Origin of the sequence: Mesorhizobium sp. L48C026A00 (assembly GCF_000502375.1) — a bacterium.
Taxonomy (GTDB): Bacteria; Pseudomonadota; Alphaproteobacteria; order Rhizobiales; family Rhizobiaceae; genus Mesorhizobium; species Mesorhizobium muleiense.
In genome coordinates, this window is sequence record NZ_AYWU01000025.1 from 37,008 (window position 1) to 56,032 (window position 19,025).

Consider the following 19,025-nt stretch of genomic DNA (forward strand, 5'->3'; position numbering starts at 1 on the left):
TGACACGGGCGGTCCAATCTCTAGCGCGGAGGTGGTGGGCTCGATGTGCAATGACCCATCTGCTGACTTTTGCGTTGGGTTCCTGGCAGCGGTGTGGTCCCAACTTTACGCCACGCAGACCCGTTGCGAATTGCCAGCGGTCAACAAGCGCGATCTACCGGACATTTACCGCGTCTATTTGTTGAAAAATCCCGACCTCAACCACGTTCCGGCTTCAATCGCGGCCACCAAAGCGTTTGAGGCACATACCGGCTGTCCCCGCTGGAGTCCGCGTTCAGATGGGGAATAGCAGGAGGCCAGAGGCGCTGCCGCCATTCTGAGGTGATCACGACCAGTTGCACCGCAATAAAGAAGAACTATCAGGTTGGCCTGCGCCTAGATTTGACGGGCACTGCTTGTACGCGCTTTGAGCAGTGAGAAACCGACCGATCAAGCGGTTTAGGGAGCTGTGTTGTGTCATCCCTCACCTTATCGAGTCGTCTGTGAAGAAGGTTGATTTCGGGATCGGAGGCGAAGCGGGAAGCATTTCTCACCCGCCATGTCAGAGCTGATATGGCGTCAGGCTGATCGCGGCCGGAGTGGTGGCACTGCAGCGGACGTGAGCAGCACCAGGAAGAAGGCACACAAAAGCCTCAGCCAGTTGAGCAGGAGACTGAAGTTGTAGCCGACGGCGGCAAGCACGGCGTTGTTGGCATCGCCCTCGGAGAAGGCCAGGAAGTTGCGGCCCATCCGGTGGTCGTTCTTGAGATGGCCGATGACGGGTTCGACGGCGTCGCAGCGCCCGTTTGACGGCCTTGGTGAGGCCGCGCTTGTAGCCGGCGACATGGACCTTGAACATCTTGTCCTTTGGCGCGTTGTGGCCGCGATAGCCGGCATCGGCGACGATCTTGCCGAGGCTGACGCCGATCGAAGTCTCGATCGCCGGAAGAATGGTGGCCAGCGTGTGGCCGTCATACGGATTGCCGGGCAGCGCCTTGACATGGGCGACGAACTGGCCGCCACGGCTGCGCTGCAGCGGGGTGGCGACGGAGACCTTGACGCCGAATTCGTAGGGCTTGTAGGCCTTGCCCTTGCCAATGCACTCGACCTCCGGAGCGTGCAGGGAATACACCTTCTTGCCCCGCTCGCGCTGGCGCTGGTCCCTGACGCGCCGGGCAAGCGACAGCGGCAGAGCGAAGGCCTGCATCAGCTCTGGCCGCATGGCGAGCTTGCGGGTGATGTCGCGGATCACCGCGCCCAACATGGTGCGCAGCCGCTTGAGCTGCCGGTTGGCCCGCTTGAACTGCTTGGCATGGGCATAGCGCTGATGCTTGATCAGCGCGATCTTGCCGACCCGCGCATAGGATTGGCGCAAGGCAATGCCATGCCTCTTGGCCAGCTTGACCAGCCGCTCGCGGGCGCGATGCATCAGCTTGGCGTCGGTCGGGAAGGTGATGGCCTTTTCCTGCACGGTGGTGTCGACGATTACCGCGCGGAAGTCCGACGGCTTGGCCGCCCCCAACCTGGTCGCCGCCGCAAGGCTCTCCTGGAGCAGAGCCGTGAGCCGCTCTTCGCCCATGCGCAGGCGCCAGCGCGTCAATGACGTGCGGTCGAAAGGCAAGCGGTGCTGGAAGAACTCCTCGCCGCAGAACAGCTGGTAATAGGGGTTTTCCAGCCAGCGTTCGCACAGGCTTTCGTCGGACAGGTTGTGCATCGACTTGAGGATGGCCAATCCCGCCATCAGCCGGGTCGGCAAAGGCGGCCGGCCAGGATCGTCGTCATAGACCTCGCCCAGCCGTTCTTCGAGGAAACGCCAGTCGATCGTCTTGGCCAGCTTCACCAGCGCATGATCCATATTGAGGATGTGGTCGAGCCGGGATCGCAACAGGTCCGTCTGGCCGCTCTCGCGCCGTTCCTTCGGTCGCATCGCTCGCTTCCCTCGCTGCTTCGTCATCGCCTCGAATCACGCAGAACAAGCGCATCCAATTTGCCGGAAACCGCAGCCCAAAGCCACGAAATTCGGCAATCTGAAAACCGAAATCAGGGGAAATTGTTAAACGGAATCAAAGCATTCCGAGTTCTTCACGGACGACTATCGAGTTGTGGGGCGTTGCGGGCGTATCTTCGGGCGCTTCTTAGGGCGCTTCTTAGGTCCATTGCGCGCATCCGGGCCGCGGGCGGCGGGCATCTGCGAGATGCCCGCGCTGACGTTTCAAATGGCCAGTATCGCCTCTGTCCTTGTATGGCCCACCGGTATTCTGGTTCCTGGCGTGTTCGGTCTCAAATGGTTGCAGGTGTAGATTCAAGCGACACCCGGCGAGCGAGCAGCTTGTCGATCCGCTTTCCGTCCATATCGACGATCTCGAACCGCCAGACTTCATAGTCGAAATGCTCGCCGGCCTCTGGAAGGTGTCCAAGCCGGGACAGCGCGAAGCCGGCGATTGTGTGAAAATCACCTTCCGCCGAGCCTGACCGGAAGCCAAGGCGCGCGAAAGCGTCGTGAGCCGGCATCAGCCCGTCGATCAGCAGTGAGCCATCCTCGCGCTCGATGACATACGGTTCGTCGTCATCCGCATCCGGCAGGTCACCGGCGATCGCTTCGAGCAGATCGGTCTGCGTGACGATCCCTTCCAGGCTGCCGTATTCGTCGATGACGATCGCCAGACGCACCGGCGCCTTCTTGAACCGGTCGAGCACGCGGAAGATCGTCGTTCCTTCGTGAACGACCACCGGTTCGCGGATGACCGCCATCGGATCGAGAGCCTTCCCGTCCAGTGCCTGATCGAGAAGGTCCTTCTTCAAAATCATGCCCAGCGGCTCGTCGATGCCGCCGCGGCCGACCAGGAGCTGTTCATGGTGGCATGCGCGAATGGTGCGCAGGATCTCGTCCGGGCTATCGTCGGTGTCGATCCAGTCGACGTCGCGGCGTGGCGTCATGATATCGGCGATGCGCCGATCGCCAATGCTGAAGACACGCTCGACGACCTCCTGTTGGGTTTGGTGGAGCAGCCCCGCCTCCTGGCTCGCGGCGATGAGCAGCTTGAGCTCCTCCGGCGAGTGCAGGGATTCTTCTCCCGTACCGGGGCGCAGCCCGCAGAGGCGCAGCACCAGATTGCCGAGGCCGTTGAGCGAGATGATCGCCGGCCGCAGCAGAAACAGGAAGAGCCCGAGCGGGCGCACGACCCAGAGCGCCGTGCTCTCGCTGCGCTGCAGGGCAAGGCTTTTCGGCGCGAGTTCGCCAAGCACGATATGCAGCGCGGTGATGATGATGAAGGAGATCGCGACCGCAATCGCATGAGAGCCGGCCGTGGCGAGCGACCCGGGCAGTGCGTTCAGCAGCGGCTCGATCAGATGGGCAAGCGCCGGTTCGCCGATCCATCCGAGCGCAAGCGATGATATTGTGATGCCGAGCTGCGTCGCGGCTAGGTTGGCGTCGAGATTGTCCACCGCCCGCTTCAAGGCATTGGCATTGGTCCTGCCGGCATTGACCAGTTCGACCACCCGGCTGCGTCGGACGGCAACGAGAGAAAATTCCGCCGCGACGAAAAAGCCGTTCGCGGCAACGAGAACAAGTACGGCGAGTATCCCGAACAGATCGTACATACTGCCATCGGAACTAGGCATGGTCTCCTTTTGGGCGGCAATCGCCACTAGTTATTGATGGGAATTCACCTATAGCACGGCACCTTTGCGATGCTACGGACGTGTAGCTTGCTCGCGCGTCGCGGGGCGAGTTATTACTCTGCCTCCCGCCTTTGATACCGATCGGTCATAACCTCTCAACGGAACGATCGGGAGATCGCGCGAACAGAGCGGCTGCTATAGACCGTCCCGTCTTTCCTCTGGCGGACGAACCTTGCGGAACATTGCAAGTAAGAGGATGTCGTAGACAATCTTCAAGGCGCCGGCGATGAGTAGCGGCCAACCGAAGCCGGAAACAGCCAGCAGCGAGCCGGCAAGCATCGGGCTGGCGGCTGCCGCGAGGCTGCGCGGGACGGCGGTAACACTCGCTGCTGCAGCCCGTTCATCAGGCGTCACCACCGCCATGACGTAGGAGGTGCGGGTCGGCACATCCATCTGCGACAAGGCGCTCCGGATCAGCAGGAGCACGATGACCGGACCAAGGGTCGGCATGAAAGGGATGAGCACAAGGCAAAGACTGGACGGCAGATGCGTGAACACCATGGTGTTCACCAGCCCGATCCGTTTGGCGATTTGCACCGCCACCAGATAAGACGCTGCCGAGAGGACACCTGTGAAGAAGAAGATCGCGCCAGTGGCGGCGAGCGATAGGCTAAATTGTTGATAAAGCCAAAGAGCCAACAATGACTGGACCACGAAGCCACCCGCAAAGGCGTCGAGACTGAAAAGGGCAGCGAGCGTCAGGACGATTGCTCGCGACTTGCGCAATGGCTCAGCCGGTGTCGCCCCAGGATCGAGCGGTTCATTCGGCAGCCGCCGATAAAGAAGCAGCGATCCCAACCCCAAGGCTGCATAGAGGAGGAAGGCGAGCTGAAGCGCTTGCCTGATCTCCAGTCCGACAAGCAGTCGAAGCAAGTCGGGGGCTCCGGCCGCCAGAGCGCCGACAGCGCCAACAAGTGAACCGACCACGCTGTAGCGGGCAAAGAGGGCGGTGCGGTCGTGATCGGTGACGTTATGGGCAAGTTCCGCATGCTCCAGCGGCAGAAACACACTTACGTCGCCGGATGATGGGTTCAACGTTCCGACGAATGCGATAAGGAGCAGTGGCCAGAAATCGTTGACCAGCGCAAAGGCGATCCCCGTGGCGATCATCAGGACGGCAGCTGCGATCAGCAGAGAGCGGTGGGAAAAATGGTGCGCGACGAACCCGACAGACAGCGTGAGCGCCGCTGAACCCGCCAGCGTCGCCGTGGTGAGGATACCAATCTCGAAAGGATTGAAGCCGAGCGCGGCCAGATAGGCTGGAAGCAGGAGACTGACGAGTCCATCGCCGAACGCCCGTAATCCTCTCGAAGCCAGTAGATAAGTGGCTGCCGGCCCGGCACCGGAAGGAATGAGCGCAAATCTCTGTTTCGCCACCGGATCGCGCACAGCATTCGTCGACCTTTGAGCCGTCAAGGATGCCTCCTGACCAGAGAATGGTTGCGCCGATCGAGCAGATCAGACTGACCCCGTCACGACACCATAAAGCACGCCGAGGACCGAACAGGCTGCGAGCACCTGGATTATGCCGATCTTGAAACGGAACACCGCGACCAGCGCACCGAGCGTCAGAACCAAGGACGGAATATTGACGGAGTTGAACACGGGAACATCCAGCGTCATGCCCAGCCAGCTGACCTCACCCAGTTCGCGGAACAGCACGTGAAGCGCGAACCACACGGCCAGGTTCAAGACCACACCGACCACTGCTGCTGTGATGGCAGACAGCGCTGCTGGCTCCAGTACATTATAGGGACACAGATATACGGTAGCGATTATCGGCGAAGATTTTTGATACCGAGTTCGGCCCAGATCCACCGGAAATCATAGGTCGCCATGGGATCGTTGGGGTCAGGCTGGCTTGAAGAACGGTTTTCAAGATATTTGAGCCATTCGGCGGCCTTCTCGCGACCCTTGGCGGTTTTGATGGCCTCGCGCGGGGAAATATTACCCAGCATTCCGACGGGCTGATCGAGGGTTTCGCGGTACTGCTTTTCCAAAAACTCATGAACGACTTTTGTGGCGATCTCGGGTGGCAGCTCCGGACCAGCCGTATCCTTGTCACGGACGGGCCTTTCGGCCATCATTTGCTCGACGGTACGGATTTCGGTGAGCGGCCTTCCAACCAGATCGTTCAGCGCCCCCTGCATCAGCGTCGTTCCTTTTGCGGCTCGGGCGGCGGAATTCGTCGACAGATGCAAGGTGCGACCTTTCATTTCAACATTTCCGAGAACCCGTGCGCCGTCCTCCATCGTAATGTCCCATGCGAGGTTCCCAGATCTGCCGGCCTTGAGCCTTCCCTTCGGAGTGTCGCCAAGCCAGTTCCAGAATTTCGCGTTCTCCTGGCGCAGAGCCGGGACTGTCTTCAGCTGGGCGATAATTTCTTTCTGGGTGATCCCGGATGCCAACGGAAAGCGCACATCGTGGAAGACGATTGCGTCACCGTCGCTATTCTCGAAGGTGGTCTGCTCCATCCGCATCGTCCGATCCAGGGTGTCGAACAGCCATGAGAGGGTAAATACCGGCGCGACCTGTTGAAGTTCTTCGTTTGTTGGTATGCGCAATTTTTTGGACCGACCCTTGCCAAAGATCGCCCGCAAACCATCGAACAGCGCGTCGGAAGCTTCCGGCGTGAACGGCAGTAATCCTCCGCCAATGATGTTCTTGCCCGTAACGGGAACGATCCTGGCGGCAACCCTGCCCCATTGCTGCAATGTCTTCGTGGCTGTGCCCTCGCTGACCAGGACAGGATCTCCGCCGCGGATGAGATCGCGAGCCATCAGGGATTTGCCTGACACGATGTCGCTGACTTCGTAGAGGCTCATCACCGACGTCCGGAGCGCCTTCATGTAAGCTTTCGCCTGGGCGCCTTCCTTCCAACCGCGCCGCTTCAGATACTCGTCGACGATATTGCCGCCCTCGACGTCGAAATCCTGAGTGAGGAAATCCTCGAAGGCGCAGCCCCAAAGCGTCATTGCCCAATGATCGCCGAGCATCTCGGCCAGATCATCGAATTCCATGTTGCTGGCGTCGAGAACCGGCCCGAAATGATCGTCGAGAACATCTTCGAAACAATCGCGCCATTCGTCGCGGGAGAGGAACTTCATCAGACCCTTGAGATCATGGCTGTTGGGCATGGCCTTTTCCCACTTTTCGTCTGTGCTCGGCGATAATTCTCGATACCGTCGGCTGGCTGACTTCGTAGAGCCGCGCCATTTCAGCGGCTGACTTGCGTCCGGACAAGACGCTCTCGGCGATTTCCAGCCGTTTCTTTGGATTGAGCTTCTTGCGGCGGCCGCCGATCCTGCCTTCGGATCGCGCCAAGGCCAACCCGGCGGAGGTGCGTTCGCGGATCATGGCGCGCTCGAATTCGGCGAAGGAACCGACCATCTGCATCATCATGCGCCCTGCCGGCGTCGTTGTATCGATCGCCTCGGTCAGAGAGCGGAATCCGGCACCGGCGGTCTCGATCCGCTCCATGATATGCAGCACGTCCTTGAGCGAGCGTGACAGGCGGTCGAGCTTCCAGACGACAATGGTGTCGCCCTGCCTCAAATGATCAAGCATCCTGTGTAATTCAGGCCGCTCCCAGCGACCGCCAGAAGCCTCTTCCTTGAAGATGCGCTTGCAACCTGCATCGGCGAGAGCCTTGGCTTGCGCCTTGTTCGACTGGTCGTCCCCCTTGCTTAAGGGGTCGCAGCGGTTGAAGATCGTCTACCAATCCCGCGGGTCAGCTATATCCACCGAGCGAGTGGTCGAACCTTACGGAGTGTTGATTGGAATCCGACGCTATCTGGTGGCCAGGCCAACAACCGATCGCGCAGGTCCGCTCAGGCACTTCGTGGCTGAGAAGATCGAACGCGCGGAATTGACCGGCGAGGTCTTCGAACGTGATCCAGGCTTCGACATTCATGCGCATGCGCGGAAGGCGTTCGGAGCTTTTCAGAACGACAGTGAGTTTGGCGAAGTCATCTGGAAGTTCAAGCCTGACGCAGCGCCGCACGCGCGAACTTTCCTGTTCCATCCGGCTCAGATACTGGAGGATCAATCCGACGGTTCACTGATCGTGCGTTTCTGGGCGTCCGGTCATATGGAGATGTGCTGGCACCTCTACATGTGGGGAGACAAGGTTGAGGTCGTGGCGCCGGAGGCCCTTCGCCGAATGGTCGAGACGCACCAGCGCTCTGACTTTCCCTCGCTTCCATAGAATGCAATTTCCCAAACAGCTTTGAAGGATGCGAACTGCACGATCTGCGGCTGGTGACAGATTCTGTCATTAGCCTGTGGAAACCTGAAATCGCTAGAGATTGGCAGCCTAGGCAGGAACCTAAGCGCAGGCCAGTATCTGTTTTGGGGAATCAAAGCCTTCTCGCGCGAAGGCAAAGGTAAGGGGCATGGCTTTTCGATTTGTTCATACGGCGGACATTCATCTGGATTCGCCTCTTCGGTCGCTGGCGCTGCGCAACCCGGAACTAGGCGAACTGATTGGCAACGCGACACGGCGTGCCTTTGTCAATATCGTCGATCTCTGCCTGTCCGAGCAGGTCAACGCGCTTCTTCTCGCAGGTGATCTCTACGACGGCGATCAGACCTCCATGAAAACTGCGCGGTTCCTTTCCGAGCAAATCCGCCGACTGGACCAAGCCGGAGTGCGGGTGTTCATCATCCGAGGCAACCACGATGCGTTGTCGAAGATCACCAGAGAACTGACCTACCCGGAAACCGTAAAAGTCTACGGTGGGCGCCCGGAGGCTATCTCGCTCGAATTGGATCAAGCGACCCCTGTGGTTATTCACGGGCTTAGCTTTGCGCAGGCCCAGTGTCCCGAAAATCTGGTGGGAAAGTACAAATCACGGATCGAGGGCGCTGTTAACATCGGTCTTCTGCACACCAGCCTCGCAGGAACGCGGGGGCACGATCCCTACGCACCCTGCGACGTCTCGGATCTGGAGGCGACAGAGTTCGACTATTGGGCGCTCGGTCACATTCACAAGCGATCAATCAGTAACGGACGCTGCACGATCGTGATGTCTGGCATGCCCCAGGGGCGCGACATCAACGAATCCGGTCCGAAATCGGTGAGTCTTGTTACGATCGCTGATGACCGAACAGTCCGTGTTGAGGAGAAGTTCACGAGCATCGCACAGTTCGAGCGCGTCGTGGTCGACCTCGATGGCATCGCAGACTGGCGTCACATGGTGACCACTGTAGCGGGCACGCTGGGGGCTGCGCGGGAAGCTGCAAATTCCGAACATCTTGTGGTCCGGCTCTCCTTCACCGGACGAACGCCGCTTGCATGGCGGCTCCGTAACGATGCCGATCTCGTCAAGACCGATGCCGAGCACAGGGCATCTGTCATTGGCCGGACCTGGATCGAGAAAGTGGAGATCCAGTGCACCGACCTCGTTTCCGCAGATGGGTCCAACGGGGATCCACTCGTCGAACTTCGAGAGCTTGTCGGAAGCGATATCATCGGCTCGGAAGCTTACCACGCCGCGCTCATCGATATTGGGGAGGAGCTTCGTGGTCATCTGCCACCTGAAAGCAGAGGCAGTTTCGGTGCTGATCAGGAGGAATTTCGGGCCACGTTGCGCCTGCTCGCGCAGGAGGGGGTCGAAGATGTGCTCGCACGGCTCCAACGTCGGAAGCAGGATGAGGTAGCATGATGCGCATCAACCGGCTTGACCTTACCCGTTACGGCAAATTCACCGACAAGCACATCGACTTCGGGTCCACGGAGCCGGGCCGTCCAGATTTACATATCATCTACGGTCCGAACGAGGCGGGCAAATCGACCGCCCTATCTGCATTCCTCGATCTCCTCTTCGGCATCGAATCCCGCAGCCGCTATGATTTCCTCCACCCATACGCAACGATGCGCATCGGGGCCGCATTGGACATCGGTGGTGTTGCCCGGGAGCTTGTCCGGATCAAGAAGCCCCAAAACAGTCTGCTCGGTCCGGGTGATCAGCCGATCGGCGAACATCTGATACTCGGCGAGCTTGGTGGAGTTGAGCGCGACGTCTATTGCGCGATGTTTTCCCTCGACGATGACACCCTTGAGGAAGGCGGCGAGAGCATCCTGGCCAGCAGGGGTGATCTCGGACAGCTTCTGTTTTCGGCAAGCACAGGTTTGGCTGCACTAAGTCAGACACTTGTTGAACTGCGTTCGCAGGCTGACGGCCTTTTCAAGCTCCGTGCCCGCAGCAGTGAAATCGGCGACTTGAAAAGTCGGCTTTCCGATCTGAAGGAGCGAAAGGAGCAGATTGACACCCTCGCTATCCATTTCCGCCAGATGGTGGAAACCAAGGAGCGGTCACTGGCACATTATGACGAAGCGATGGCTGACCGAACCCGGACGCAGCTGCGGGTGGACGAGATCAAGAACCTGCTGACCGCACTGCCACGACTGGCGGAATTGCGGGAAATCCGGGACAGTCTCGCTGAGTTGCAAGATGTTCCCGAAGCGCCGCCTTCGTGGGGAAACGAACTGCCGGCGCTTCGTCAGGACGACATCGAGCTTGCCGTGAAGCGGGAGACCGCGAAAGCGTCCATGAGCGAGCTTGAGAAAGGGCTCAACGCCATTGCCATCGACGAGATCGCGCTCAGCTTGGGGCAAAGAATGGACGCTATCGGCGAGTTGCACGCCCGTTATGTCACCGCTGAGAGGGATCTGCCGGACCGTCGTCTGCAATTGATGGAAGTCGATCGGGAAATTGCGAATATTCTGCGGCTTCTCGAGTGCCTTGAAGAAGACGAGCCGAGCAGCCTGATGCTCGGAAGTCGCATTTCCGGGAGCATCAGAGATCTCGTTGAACGCCGGTCTGGTATTGACGCGACACTTCAAAACGCGAAGCGCGAAGCCGAAGAGGCGAACCGCCGTCTGATCGAGTTGCGGAGCAAGCTGTCGAGCGAAGCCGCTGTCTCCATAAACGGCAAAGCCATTGCGGCGCTGGCGAGGGAGCTCTCGGCTCTTCGAGAGAACGATCATGCCGCCCGTCGCCGTGTCGCCGAACGCTCCCGTGTGGATCTTAAAGAAACACTGGCGCAGCAGATGTCGGAACTCCGACCGTGGGGTGAAAGCGTTGACCAGGTACGGCAAATGAGAGTGCCGGCACCTTCTGAGCTGGAGGCCTGGAAATCAGCTCTGTCTAAAGCGGAAGCCGAGATCGATCGCTACAGCGATGACAGCGGGCGCCTCACGAGTGAGCAGCGGCGTTTGCGAGCCGAACTGGATGCACTGAAGAATATCACCCGCGTTGTGGCTGATCATGAGGCGGCGACGTCGCGATCAGCGCGTGAAGCGGCATGGGCTACGCATCGTGACGCGCTCGATGAATCGACCGCTGCGGCGTTTGAGATCGAGCTGCGGAAAGACGACCTGATCACCAGCGCACGGCTGGGACAGATGAGCGACCTGGCGAAGCTGAATCAAACTTATCAGAGGCTCGCCGTCGCGGAAGCGGAATTGGAGCGCTCAGCGGAGTTGCTGAACGCGGCGAAGTCGAAACGCGAAGCTATCAGGGCCGAAATTCTGGAGTCCGCTCGGAAAATGGCTCTGACCGTTTCTGGCGAGATCAAGCTAGGTGGGCTTGAGGCATGGCTGGGACGCCGCGAAATGGTCCTCGCGACAGCCGACTTGCTCGGGGAGGCCGAGGGTGACTTGCGCCAGGCGGAAGCGGACGGCTCGGCGGCGCGCAACCGGCTCTCGGCGGCACTATCGGCGGCAGCCGTTTCCCAGGATCACTCTGACCCCTATGAAGCGCTTTTGGCCAGGGCCCAATCCGCCGTTGATCTTGAAGTCGAACACAAGAACTTGAGGGAGCAACTTGAACGCTGCGAAAGGGAGCAGGCTTCCCGCCAGTCAGCACTTGAAACGGCAACTGCCGACGAGGCGCAATGGGACGCGTCATGGGCTGAGGTTTGCAAGAGCTGCTGGCTCGGCGCAGGAGGGACTATCCCCAGCCTCGCCACCGTCAAGGAGGTCATGGACAGACTTGCCGAGCTCGGCCCGGCCGCTCAACGACAAGCCGGCTTGGCAGATCGCATCGCCAAGATGGAGGAAGATCAGGCGGCCTTCTCACGCGAGCTTGCAGTCATGGCTGCAGAGCTGGGATTGGAGAGATCAGCGGAGAGTGCGCTGGGTCTCTGGGCGCTGATGTCCGCCAGAGTGGAAGAGGCCCGATCGAAAAAGGCGGAAAGGGAATCCAAGCACCTTGCTCTGGAGGGTCAGATTCTCAAAACCCGGGACCTGGAGGCGGAAATCGCGATTTGCGAGCGACGCAAATCTGAAATGACGCAGCTGTTCGGAGTATCATCCTTGCAGGAGGTAGAGAAAAAGCTGCGCATGATCGAGCAAAGGAGAGACTTGCGCCGGCGTTGCAATACCATCGAACGCGAAATACGGGACGCGCTATCAATCCAGGACATGGCCGATGTCGAAGAGATGCTTGACGCCGCGGATCGGCCTGCGCTGGAGGTCGAGCAGGTAGAACTCAGGGCCCGGTTTGAGGATCAGGATCGGCGTGTGCGAGAGTTGTTTACGGCATACTGCAAAGCGTCCGACGAGGTGGATGCCGTCGACGGCGATAGTGCCGTGGCTGCTCTTGAAGAGCAACGGCGCACGGTCCTCCTGGAAATCGAGGATAAGGCGTTCAGCTACTTCCGCCTCATGGCCGGCATCGTCGCGGCCGAGCAAGCCTTGCGCCTCTATCGCGACAAGCATCGCAGTTCGATGATGCTTCGCGCCTCGGAGGCTTTTCATGTGATCAGCCGCGGAGCCTATCGCGGTCTGGCGACCCAGCCCGACAAGGACGCCGAAGTGCTTATTGGCATCGGGGCTGATGGGAGTTCCAAGCTGGCGCAGGAAATGTCAAAGGGAACGCGCTTCCAACTCTATCTCGCGCTCAGAGTCGCCGGCTACCACGAGTTCGCCCAATCTCGCACCCCTGTTCCCTTCATCGCCGACGACATCATGGAGACGTTCGACGACTTCCGTGCCGAGGAAGCCTTCCGGCTATTCGCCGACATGGCGAAAGTGGGTCAGGTAATCTACCTGACGCATCACCAGCATCTTTGCGATATCGCCAGGCGCGTTTGTCCCAATGCGCGCATACACGAGTTGGCGCCGCCGCTCGCTCTGGAAAGCCGTGCGGCGTGAGACGTGGGAGCCGAGTAGGGAATTCGGGGCGCTACCAGCCTCGGAGATCCCGCCCATATCGTCTCAGCTGATTTCCATGTCACGGCCGATTTCCGATGTGACGGCGCTGGCGATCCTCGCGCGCGCGCGCGAGGAGTGTAGATATTCGCTGTCAGGTCGGCTTGCAAACGAATTTCGTCTCGGCGATGGTGCGCCGGGGTAACATCTGGGGGGGCAATGAATTCTATCAGCTCAATCTCAAAGCTCGACGAGCGCGTTGAACGTGACCAGCGCCATGCCGAGATCGCGGCCAGCGCAGCCAGGGCTGAACTTGTAAGTCTTCGCCCGGCGCTGGCTCCGGTAGATAGCCGCTTCGGTCTAACGGACCACGATCGAGGCCGAATGGATTATGCCGACCGAAGGCAGGCTGCTCTTGAGGCGATAGAAGCGCAACCGTTCCAAGTGATGGTGGAAGCCTACACCGAGGTTGCAGGTGAGGACGGGAAAGTGATCGAAAAGGAGCAGCTGTGGTATGCCAACGCTGGGTCCTCCGCGAACGAAGTCTTCAAGTACGGCAGCACGACGGTCGCCGTCCTCGCCTGGACCCACCCAGGCCTTCAGCTGGCGCTAGGGACTAACCTCGGCGATTTGCGGGACGTCCGGGCCAACGGCTATCGGCTTCTGAGCGTTGAGCCGCTCGCGAAAGCACGCTTCGACGAAACCTTGCCGATGGTATCGGCAGTCTACGAACCGGGTGGCGCCGTTCGTCCGCAGGCAGCTACGCCAGCAAAGACCGGACTAAAAGCCGTTAAGCTCCACATGACTCAGGACCAGGTGCTTGCCTTTGTATCCCGGATGTCGGGGCTTATGGTGGTCACTGGCGCCCCTGGGTCAGGCAAAACGACGGTTGCCTTTCAGCGTATTCGCTTTCTGTTCGACCAGCAGGAGCAACGACAGAATGGTGGACGCTTGGTGCCCTACAAGCCGGAGCTCACACGCGTCTTCCTCGCTAACCAGAACCTCGCCGATCAAGCCAAGGCTCTTCTAGCGGACCAGCTCAACATCCCGACTTTCGTCGTCCAGCCCGTAGATGACTTCATCGCGAGCTATTTGGACCAAGTTTGGCTGTACAAGCACAATGCCCGACCGCGTCAGCGAAAGCTGCCTCCGTTGGATATCGCTGCGCGAATGGCTGTGCTCGGCCTTTCAGATCACCACGATCTCACTCGCCTCTGGGAGGTATACGAACATCAAGTCGCAGATCGTCTCGGATCTGGCGCGGAAGCGCCTTGGGCGGGGGTTGATGGAAACAGTGTCGAGAGTTTGACCGCGTTGGCGAACAGTCTTCGAACCATTGCCGAACGAGCAACCACCGGTAGCGACCCGTTGCGGTCGAAGCTTACGATGGGAGCGATATTCCGGGGGGTGACGAGCAGCTACACTGCAGCACGCGAAGGAATGCCCGCAAAAGTAAGAAGCCGATTTGACGAGCTTTTTCAGCAATGGCTGTACTTCGTCTACGACCCGCTCTCGTCCGTGGCAACGTACTTTGGATCCCGCGGATCGGAAGCGGCCCACAGAATGAGGCGGGGCACAGGCGCTCGCGTTGACGAAGCCGAGATCCTAAAGAATGCAATCTCTGAATGNTCTCTGAATGGGCTGAGCGCGGGTTTGGCCCCGAAGACCGATCTTGGCTCGCTTGGCTCCTGCGCTTTGCACTACCTGAAGCAACTGATCCCGACTTGCGATTCCGCGAATTGCCCTCGGCTATTGCACCGGCTATTTCAGGCCACGAGCGCTGGACGCACGTTGCGATCGACGAGGCGCAGGATCTCTGCGTAGCCGAAGCATCACTCATTGGTTCGTTGGTGGACCCGGACGGTGCACTGACAGTCTCGGCCGACTTTCGGCAGATCGTCAGCCCGGTACACGGAATGAGAACAACCGATGCACTTCGCATCGGCAGATCTCTTCGTGGCAAGGGAGCCGAGCAGATCTACCCGTTTGCCCGGAACATGCGGCAGAGCCTTCAGATAGGGCGATTCCTACAGGGGTTCTATGAGATCGCGTTCAAGGAGCGCCCCACGTTTGAGGTGAATACCACCTTGCAGGACAAGAAGCCTCAGCTCATCATCGCGCCGCCGCAGGATCAGGCTTTGCGAATCAAGCAGCTCGTTTCCGTCTTGCGAAGGTCCCATGTCGTCCGCAGCATCGCGCTTCTCCAGATCAACGAGGACGAGCAGTCTTTGAAACAATTGCGATCCGCGCTTGACCAGGAAGGCGTTCCTCTCGCGCCTCTCTGGTCAGCTGCGGGAGACGGCCTCGTCACTACGTCAGTCGAGCGGATAAAGGGGCTTGAGTTCGACGCATGTATCGTCTTGGGCCTGGAGGATGTCGAGAGCGCCGCACTGAATTTCACATTGAACCGCGCCTATGTCGCGCTCTCGCGCCCTGCGCGGCGCCTCGCCCTCATTTCCAACGAATATCCATCTCTGCTGCGTCGAGTTGATCGCGATCTCTTCGATATCACGCATTCCTGACCTCCGACCAAGGTTCGACATGTCCGATACCGCCACCCCACCCCTTTTCCCCGCCTTCGAGCGCTTCGTCGAGCGCAATGGACTCCTCGCCAATGCGAAGGGCATCCTCGCCGCGAGACTTCCGCGAATCCTTGGTCAAGGACAAACGCAAGCGGAAGGACTAAACATGCCGCCTGCGGTTATTGAGCGGCAGCAGGAATTATACGCGCTATCACTGCCCGACTCTGCCACGCCCGACCCCGCGGTTCGGCACGAGATCGCCGACGCAAAGCGCGCCCTCGAGGCGCATGCCGAACATATGCGCCATCCTGACAACCGCAGGCGTTTTGCCATGCAGGTGCTCCATCATCTGGAAGGCGTTCAGACGGGCAACAAGGACAATCATTTCTTCGCCGGCCGCTTGGTCCTCGTTCCTGACAAAAGCGGCCAGAACTGGGCTTGGTCAATGACTGCCCATTACCCGGTCATCGGTAAGATTCCGGCTGACATTGACTACGTCGTAAACGCCTACAAATCAGCTGAGCGCATCGTCGACGACTGGACATTGCCGGTCGATCTCTTCCTCGACAGGCTGCTGCTGGCCTGGACAATGGCCAAGCACTTCACGAGCGGCGATGACATCTTCATTGCCGATGTCGCACGACTATTCAAGATCGCCGCGCAGAACGAGCGCTTCTGGGGTACGCCAGCGCGGCGGAACTTCGAAGATGTTCCCGAAGCAGTCTTCATCGCGAACTTGATTAACTGGCGTCGCAACAAGGATTCAGCAACGTCACGCGACAGCTTCGAATTTGAACTCGTGCCGGCGACCCTAAACCAAGCGCACGGTCCCAGGTCACGGGCCTTCTTCGTACCAGGAAATGCCGAAGGCACGGTCGTTCGGCCGATGATCTACATGCGTCGCCAAACTGTTTGAGAGGGAGGGTCCAATGGAAGTCGCAATCAACAAGATCGACGCGAAGCACCTTGTGAGAGGCCTGCTCAATTCGCCCATCGCGCCGGGCAAGTATTCTCATTTCATCAACGTCGGTACGGATCACATCCTCGACGCTCTTGACCACAACTATTTCCGCGGTGACCTCGCCGAGGGAATTGGCTGCTTCAAGTATCTTGAAGGGGATTATGGAAGCGGCAAGACACAGTTCATCAACAGCTTAGCCAGTCGTGCAAGCGAGCAGGATGTCGTCACGGCCCTGGTTACCGTCGGGGCCGAATGTCCGTTCAACTCACCGGTGGCCATATTCCGCGCGATCATGGAGTCATTTCAGCCGCCGATCGAAAACCAACTGAATGGAAACGACTCCAAGGGCATCGAAATCCTTATCGAAAGTTGGGTCGTGCGTCGAATTCAGCAGCTCGGCGCGCAGCCCGGCAGTGATGTGCCTGAGCTTGTCCAACGTCAGATTGAGCAGCAGATCGGAGGACTCTGGAGAGGTGCTCCAGATCAACAAATGGCCTCTGCTCTCACTGCACTTAGCCAGCGTTTGCTCAAGCTGGCGTGCGGCGCAGCCGATTCCGTCAGCGATAATGAGTTGATCTCGTGGATTCGCGGTGACAATGTTCGATCGACGGTCCTAAAAAGTATGGGTCTGTTCGAGCCGGCACGCGATGAAAATGCGTTTCGGCGACTCAAGACGGTCATCTCATTTCTGCGCAGCCGCATGGGGTATAAAGGCTTCTTCATCGCATTCGATGAAGGAACGCGTACGTCCTCATTCCGCCGTGGCTCGGCGAAGCAGAGGCAGGCGATCGAAAACCTGCTCACTATGATCAACCAAAACGCCGACGGCGAGTTCGGCGGGGTCATGTTCCTCTACGCCGCTACACCCGACTTTCGCTCAGAAGTGATCAGCACCTATCGAGCACTCCAAGATCGGATAGGCACCAAGGCCTTCTCGAAGGGCAGCCCCATGGTGCCGCTCATCAATATCGAGGAGGCCAACTCCGAAGCGGTAATCTACAGCATTGGTGAAAAGCTTTTGAGCGTCTTCGGTCAAGCCCACGGCATGGCATGGGATGTGCCGACCCAGGTAGCCAACATGCGGGCAATTGTTGCGGCGCAGAAGGACCTGTTGTTCGAGACGCCGAAGCCGCGCTTCTTCGTCTATCAGTACTGTCGTTTTCTCGATCAACAAAAGGACGAGCAGCGCCCGATCAGTGCCGAACGGGCGAATGATTTTGTCAACAACAATGAACCTCCGCTTGATGGTGACGGCACATGATCGTATCGGGCACCCAAGTCGAACACGCGGAATACGGAATAGGAACAGTTCTGGCGGTCCTCGGTGACGTGGCTACCGTCGAGTTCTTTGGCGAGGCGCTGGACGTTGTCGCCGGCGAACTCATGCCTCGCCAGCAGTCCAAACAGACTGCACCTCCACCGGCCTGTGGGCAAACGTCGACGGACTTCGCCTTTCGGAAGTCGTTCGAGGCGGTCAATCTCGGTGTGGTGCCGACTGACCCCGACCAACTTGTAGACCTCACGATAGGCGGTGAGCAGGCGTCGGACGACATAGGTTCACTACTAGCGAACGCCTCGAAGGATGGCGTTTGCCGGATCTTCATGGGGTACTACGGTTCCGGCAAGTCGCATCACCTGCACCTTGTCAAAGCGGTCGCCATTCGCGACGGCTGGGTCACGGCATCGCTTGAGCTTGATCCGAAGGCGGCCGATCCGGCCAAGCCTGCTACCGTTTACCAAGGTCTCGTGGGCGGGCTTGAATTTCCGATGCGTGCCGACGGCAGCAGAAGCGCAGATTTCTTCGATCTTATTAAAGAGATCCGAGACAATTGGTCAGTCGTTCGCGACCTTCCCTATTTCAAGAGGTCGCCTTGGTTTAGCAAGGGGTTGGAAGCCCTCCTTTATCTCTCTCATCGTCGCGACGACACGGACTACGTGGCTGCGGTGAGCTGGCTTGCCGGCCAGGTAAAACAGATCGGCGCCATTCGCTCGCTCAGCTGGCGAGGCGGTCACAAGACCCAGATCCCAATCTTGCCTCAGACGAAAGACACGGGGCTCATCTATGCCTACAATCTCGTCGTTCTCCACGAAATTCTAAAGGCGCTTGGCTATAAAGGCTTGGCCCTCATTATCGACGAGGCCGAACATGTCCGAAGCTACTCGTTCAACCGCTACATTCGGGCGAACAACTTCTTCGATATAATCGCGCGTTGTGCTCACGCGCCGCGAAAGGACCTCCAGAAGCCGCAGAGCGACTACGAGCATTTCGACCTGCCACCCTTCTGGAAGGAAGGCCCCCATTTTACGCTGTTCGTGGGCTTGACTGAGGGCGAGGATACCCATGACCTGAAGCGAAAGGTGGGTGAGATGAGCGTCTTAATCCACGATCCAAAAGACGTGGTTCATCTCGAACCGCCATGCGAGAGTGACTACGAGAAGTGGTGCGAGGCCTTCCTTGCCGAAAGTGCAGGACGCCTTGGTCCGAAGGTGCAACTGCTCGCGGACCCCGGGCTGAGGACGCGGATCGCAGCAACACTCCGCCACCACTTTGACCAAACGCCCGTTTCTGAGCGGATCCTGCGCAATTGGACCAAGATGGCCGGCTTCGCGCCTGCCGTCCTAATGAGCCGCGACGGAGCGACTGATAGTGACGAGCTCGTCGCGTTGGTCGACGAGGCGGCGCGACAGATCGCCGGCGAGATACTCCCCTGGGATGACTGAA

General features: G+C 59.2%; 11 protein-coding genes and 2 pseudogenes. 7 read left to right on the top strand and 6 right to left on the bottom strand.

The window, feature by feature from the left end:
- Positions 1 to 558 precede the first annotated feature (558 nt).
- The 6 genes and pseudogenes from X738_RS72440 to X738_RS0143385 form a co-directional block, all read right to left on the bottom strand.
- Positions 559 to 1,906 (bottom strand): annotated as a pseudogene (locus tag X738_RS72440) (IS5 family transposase).
- 353 nt (positions 1,907 to 2,259) lie between these two features.
- Entirely contained in the window at positions 2,260 to 3,603 is a 1,344-nt protein-coding gene (locus X738_RS72445; RefSeq protein ID WP_031256272.1) for a hemolysin family protein, read from the bottom strand.
- Between the two features lie 195 nt (positions 3,604 to 3,798).
- Positions 3,799 to 5,016: an MFS transporter gene (locus X738_RS72450; protein ID WP_031256274.1), complete on the bottom strand. Its 1,218-nt coding sequence runs from the start codon at positions 5,014 to 5,016 to the stop codon at positions 3,799 to 3,801.
- Between the two features lie 105 nt (positions 5,017 to 5,121).
- Positions 5,122 to 5,397: pseudogene (locus X738_RS72455) on the bottom strand (chromate transporter); the annotation flags it as partial.
- A gap of 41 nt (positions 5,398 to 5,438) precedes the next feature.
- Positions 5,439 to 6,800: a hypothetical protein gene (locus X738_RS72460; protein WP_023802385.1), complete on the bottom strand. Its 1,362-nt coding sequence runs from the start codon at positions 6,798 to 6,800 to the stop codon at positions 5,439 to 5,441.
- Positions 6,784 to 7,374, bottom strand: a complete 591-nt coding sequence (locus X738_RS0143385) for a recombinase family protein (protein ID WP_031256276.1) — start codon at positions 7,372 to 7,374, stop codon at positions 6,784 to 6,786. Before X738_RS0143385 ends, X738_RS72460 begins: the two co-directional genes overlap by 17 nt.
- On the opposite strand from X738_RS0143385, the gene X738_RS0143390 reads away from it, so the two are divergent.
- The 7 genes from X738_RS0143390 (at position 7,367) to X738_RS72495 (ending at position 19,024) form a co-directional block, all read left to right on the top strand.
- On the top strand, positions 7,367 to 7,870 hold the full coding sequence (locus X738_RS0143390) for a helix-turn-helix transcriptional regulator (RefSeq protein ID WP_198032889.1): 504 nt from the start codon (positions 7,367 to 7,369) through the stop codon (positions 7,868 to 7,870). The two genes, X738_RS0143385 and X738_RS0143390, sit on opposite strands and share 8 nt — an antisense overlap.
- Positions 7,871 to 8,057: 187 nt before the next feature.
- The gene (locus tag X738_RS72465) at positions 8,058 to 9,329 is read left to right on the top strand and encodes a metallophosphoesterase family protein (protein ID WP_023802388.1); all 1,272 of its coding nucleotides are present in this window, start codon (positions 8,058 to 8,060) and stop codon (positions 9,327 to 9,329) included.
- Positions 9,326 to 12,823: an AAA family ATPase gene (locus X738_RS72470; protein ID WP_023802389.1), complete on the top strand. Its 3,498-nt coding sequence runs from the start codon at positions 9,326 to 9,328 to the stop codon at positions 12,821 to 12,823. The genes X738_RS72465 and X738_RS72470 overlap by 4 nt, the downstream gene beginning before the upstream one ends.
- 1,913 nt (positions 12,824 to 14,736) lie before the next feature.
- Positions 14,737 to 15,342: a hypothetical protein gene (locus X738_RS72480; RefSeq protein ID WP_023802392.1), complete on the top strand. Its 606-nt coding sequence runs from the start codon at positions 14,737 to 14,739 to the stop codon at positions 15,340 to 15,342.
- Between the two features lie 19 nt (positions 15,343 to 15,361).
- Positions 15,362 to 16,258, top strand: coding sequence for a hypothetical protein (locus X738_RS72485; protein WP_023802393.1), 897 nt, complete (start codon positions 15,362 to 15,364; stop codon positions 16,256 to 16,258).
- A gap of 13 nt (positions 16,259 to 16,271) precedes the next feature.
- Positions 16,272 to 17,564: a BREX system ATP-binding domain-containing protein gene (locus X738_RS72490; RefSeq protein ID WP_023802394.1), complete on the top strand. Its 1,293-nt coding sequence runs from the start codon at positions 16,272 to 16,274 to the stop codon at positions 17,562 to 17,564.
- Entirely contained in the window at positions 17,561 to 19,024 is a 1,464-nt protein-coding gene (locus tag X738_RS72495; RefSeq protein ID WP_023802395.1) for a BREX system ATP-binding domain-containing protein, read from the top strand. Before X738_RS72490 ends, X738_RS72495 begins: the two co-directional genes overlap by 4 nt.
- Position 19,025 lies beyond the last annotated feature (1 nt).

Excerpts from the sequence above, each read along its gene's own strand:
- X738_RS72445 (WP_031256272.1), bottom strand. The coding sequence starts at position 3,603 with ATGCCTAGTTCCGATGGCAGTATGTACGATCTGTTCGGGATACTCGCC.
- X738_RS72460 (WP_023802385.1), bottom strand. The coding sequence starts at position 6,800 with ATGCCCAACAGCCATGATCTCAAGGGTCTGATGAAGTTCCTCTCCCGC.
- X738_RS72465 (WP_023802388.1), top strand. The coding sequence starts at position 8,058 with ATGGCTTTTCGATTTGTTCATACGGCGGACATTCATCTGGATTCGCCT.
- X738_RS72470 (WP_023802389.1), top strand. The coding sequence starts at position 9,326 with ATGATGCGCATCAACCGGCTTGACCTTACCCGTTACGGCAAATTCACC.
- X738_RS72480 (WP_023802392.1), top strand. The coding sequence starts at position 14,737 with ATGAGAACAACCGATGCACTTCGCATCGGCAGATCTCTTCGTGGCAAG.
- X738_RS72485 (WP_023802393.1), top strand. The coding sequence starts at position 15,362 with ATGTCCGATACCGCCACCCCACCCCTTTTCCCCGCCTTCGAGCGCTTC.
- X738_RS72490 (WP_023802394.1), top strand. The coding sequence starts at position 16,272 with ATGGAAGTCGCAATCAACAAGATCGACGCGAAGCACCTTGTGAGAGGC.
- X738_RS72495 (WP_023802395.1), top strand. The coding sequence starts at position 17,561 with ATGATCGTATCGGGCACCCAAGTCGAACACGCGGAATACGGAATAGGA.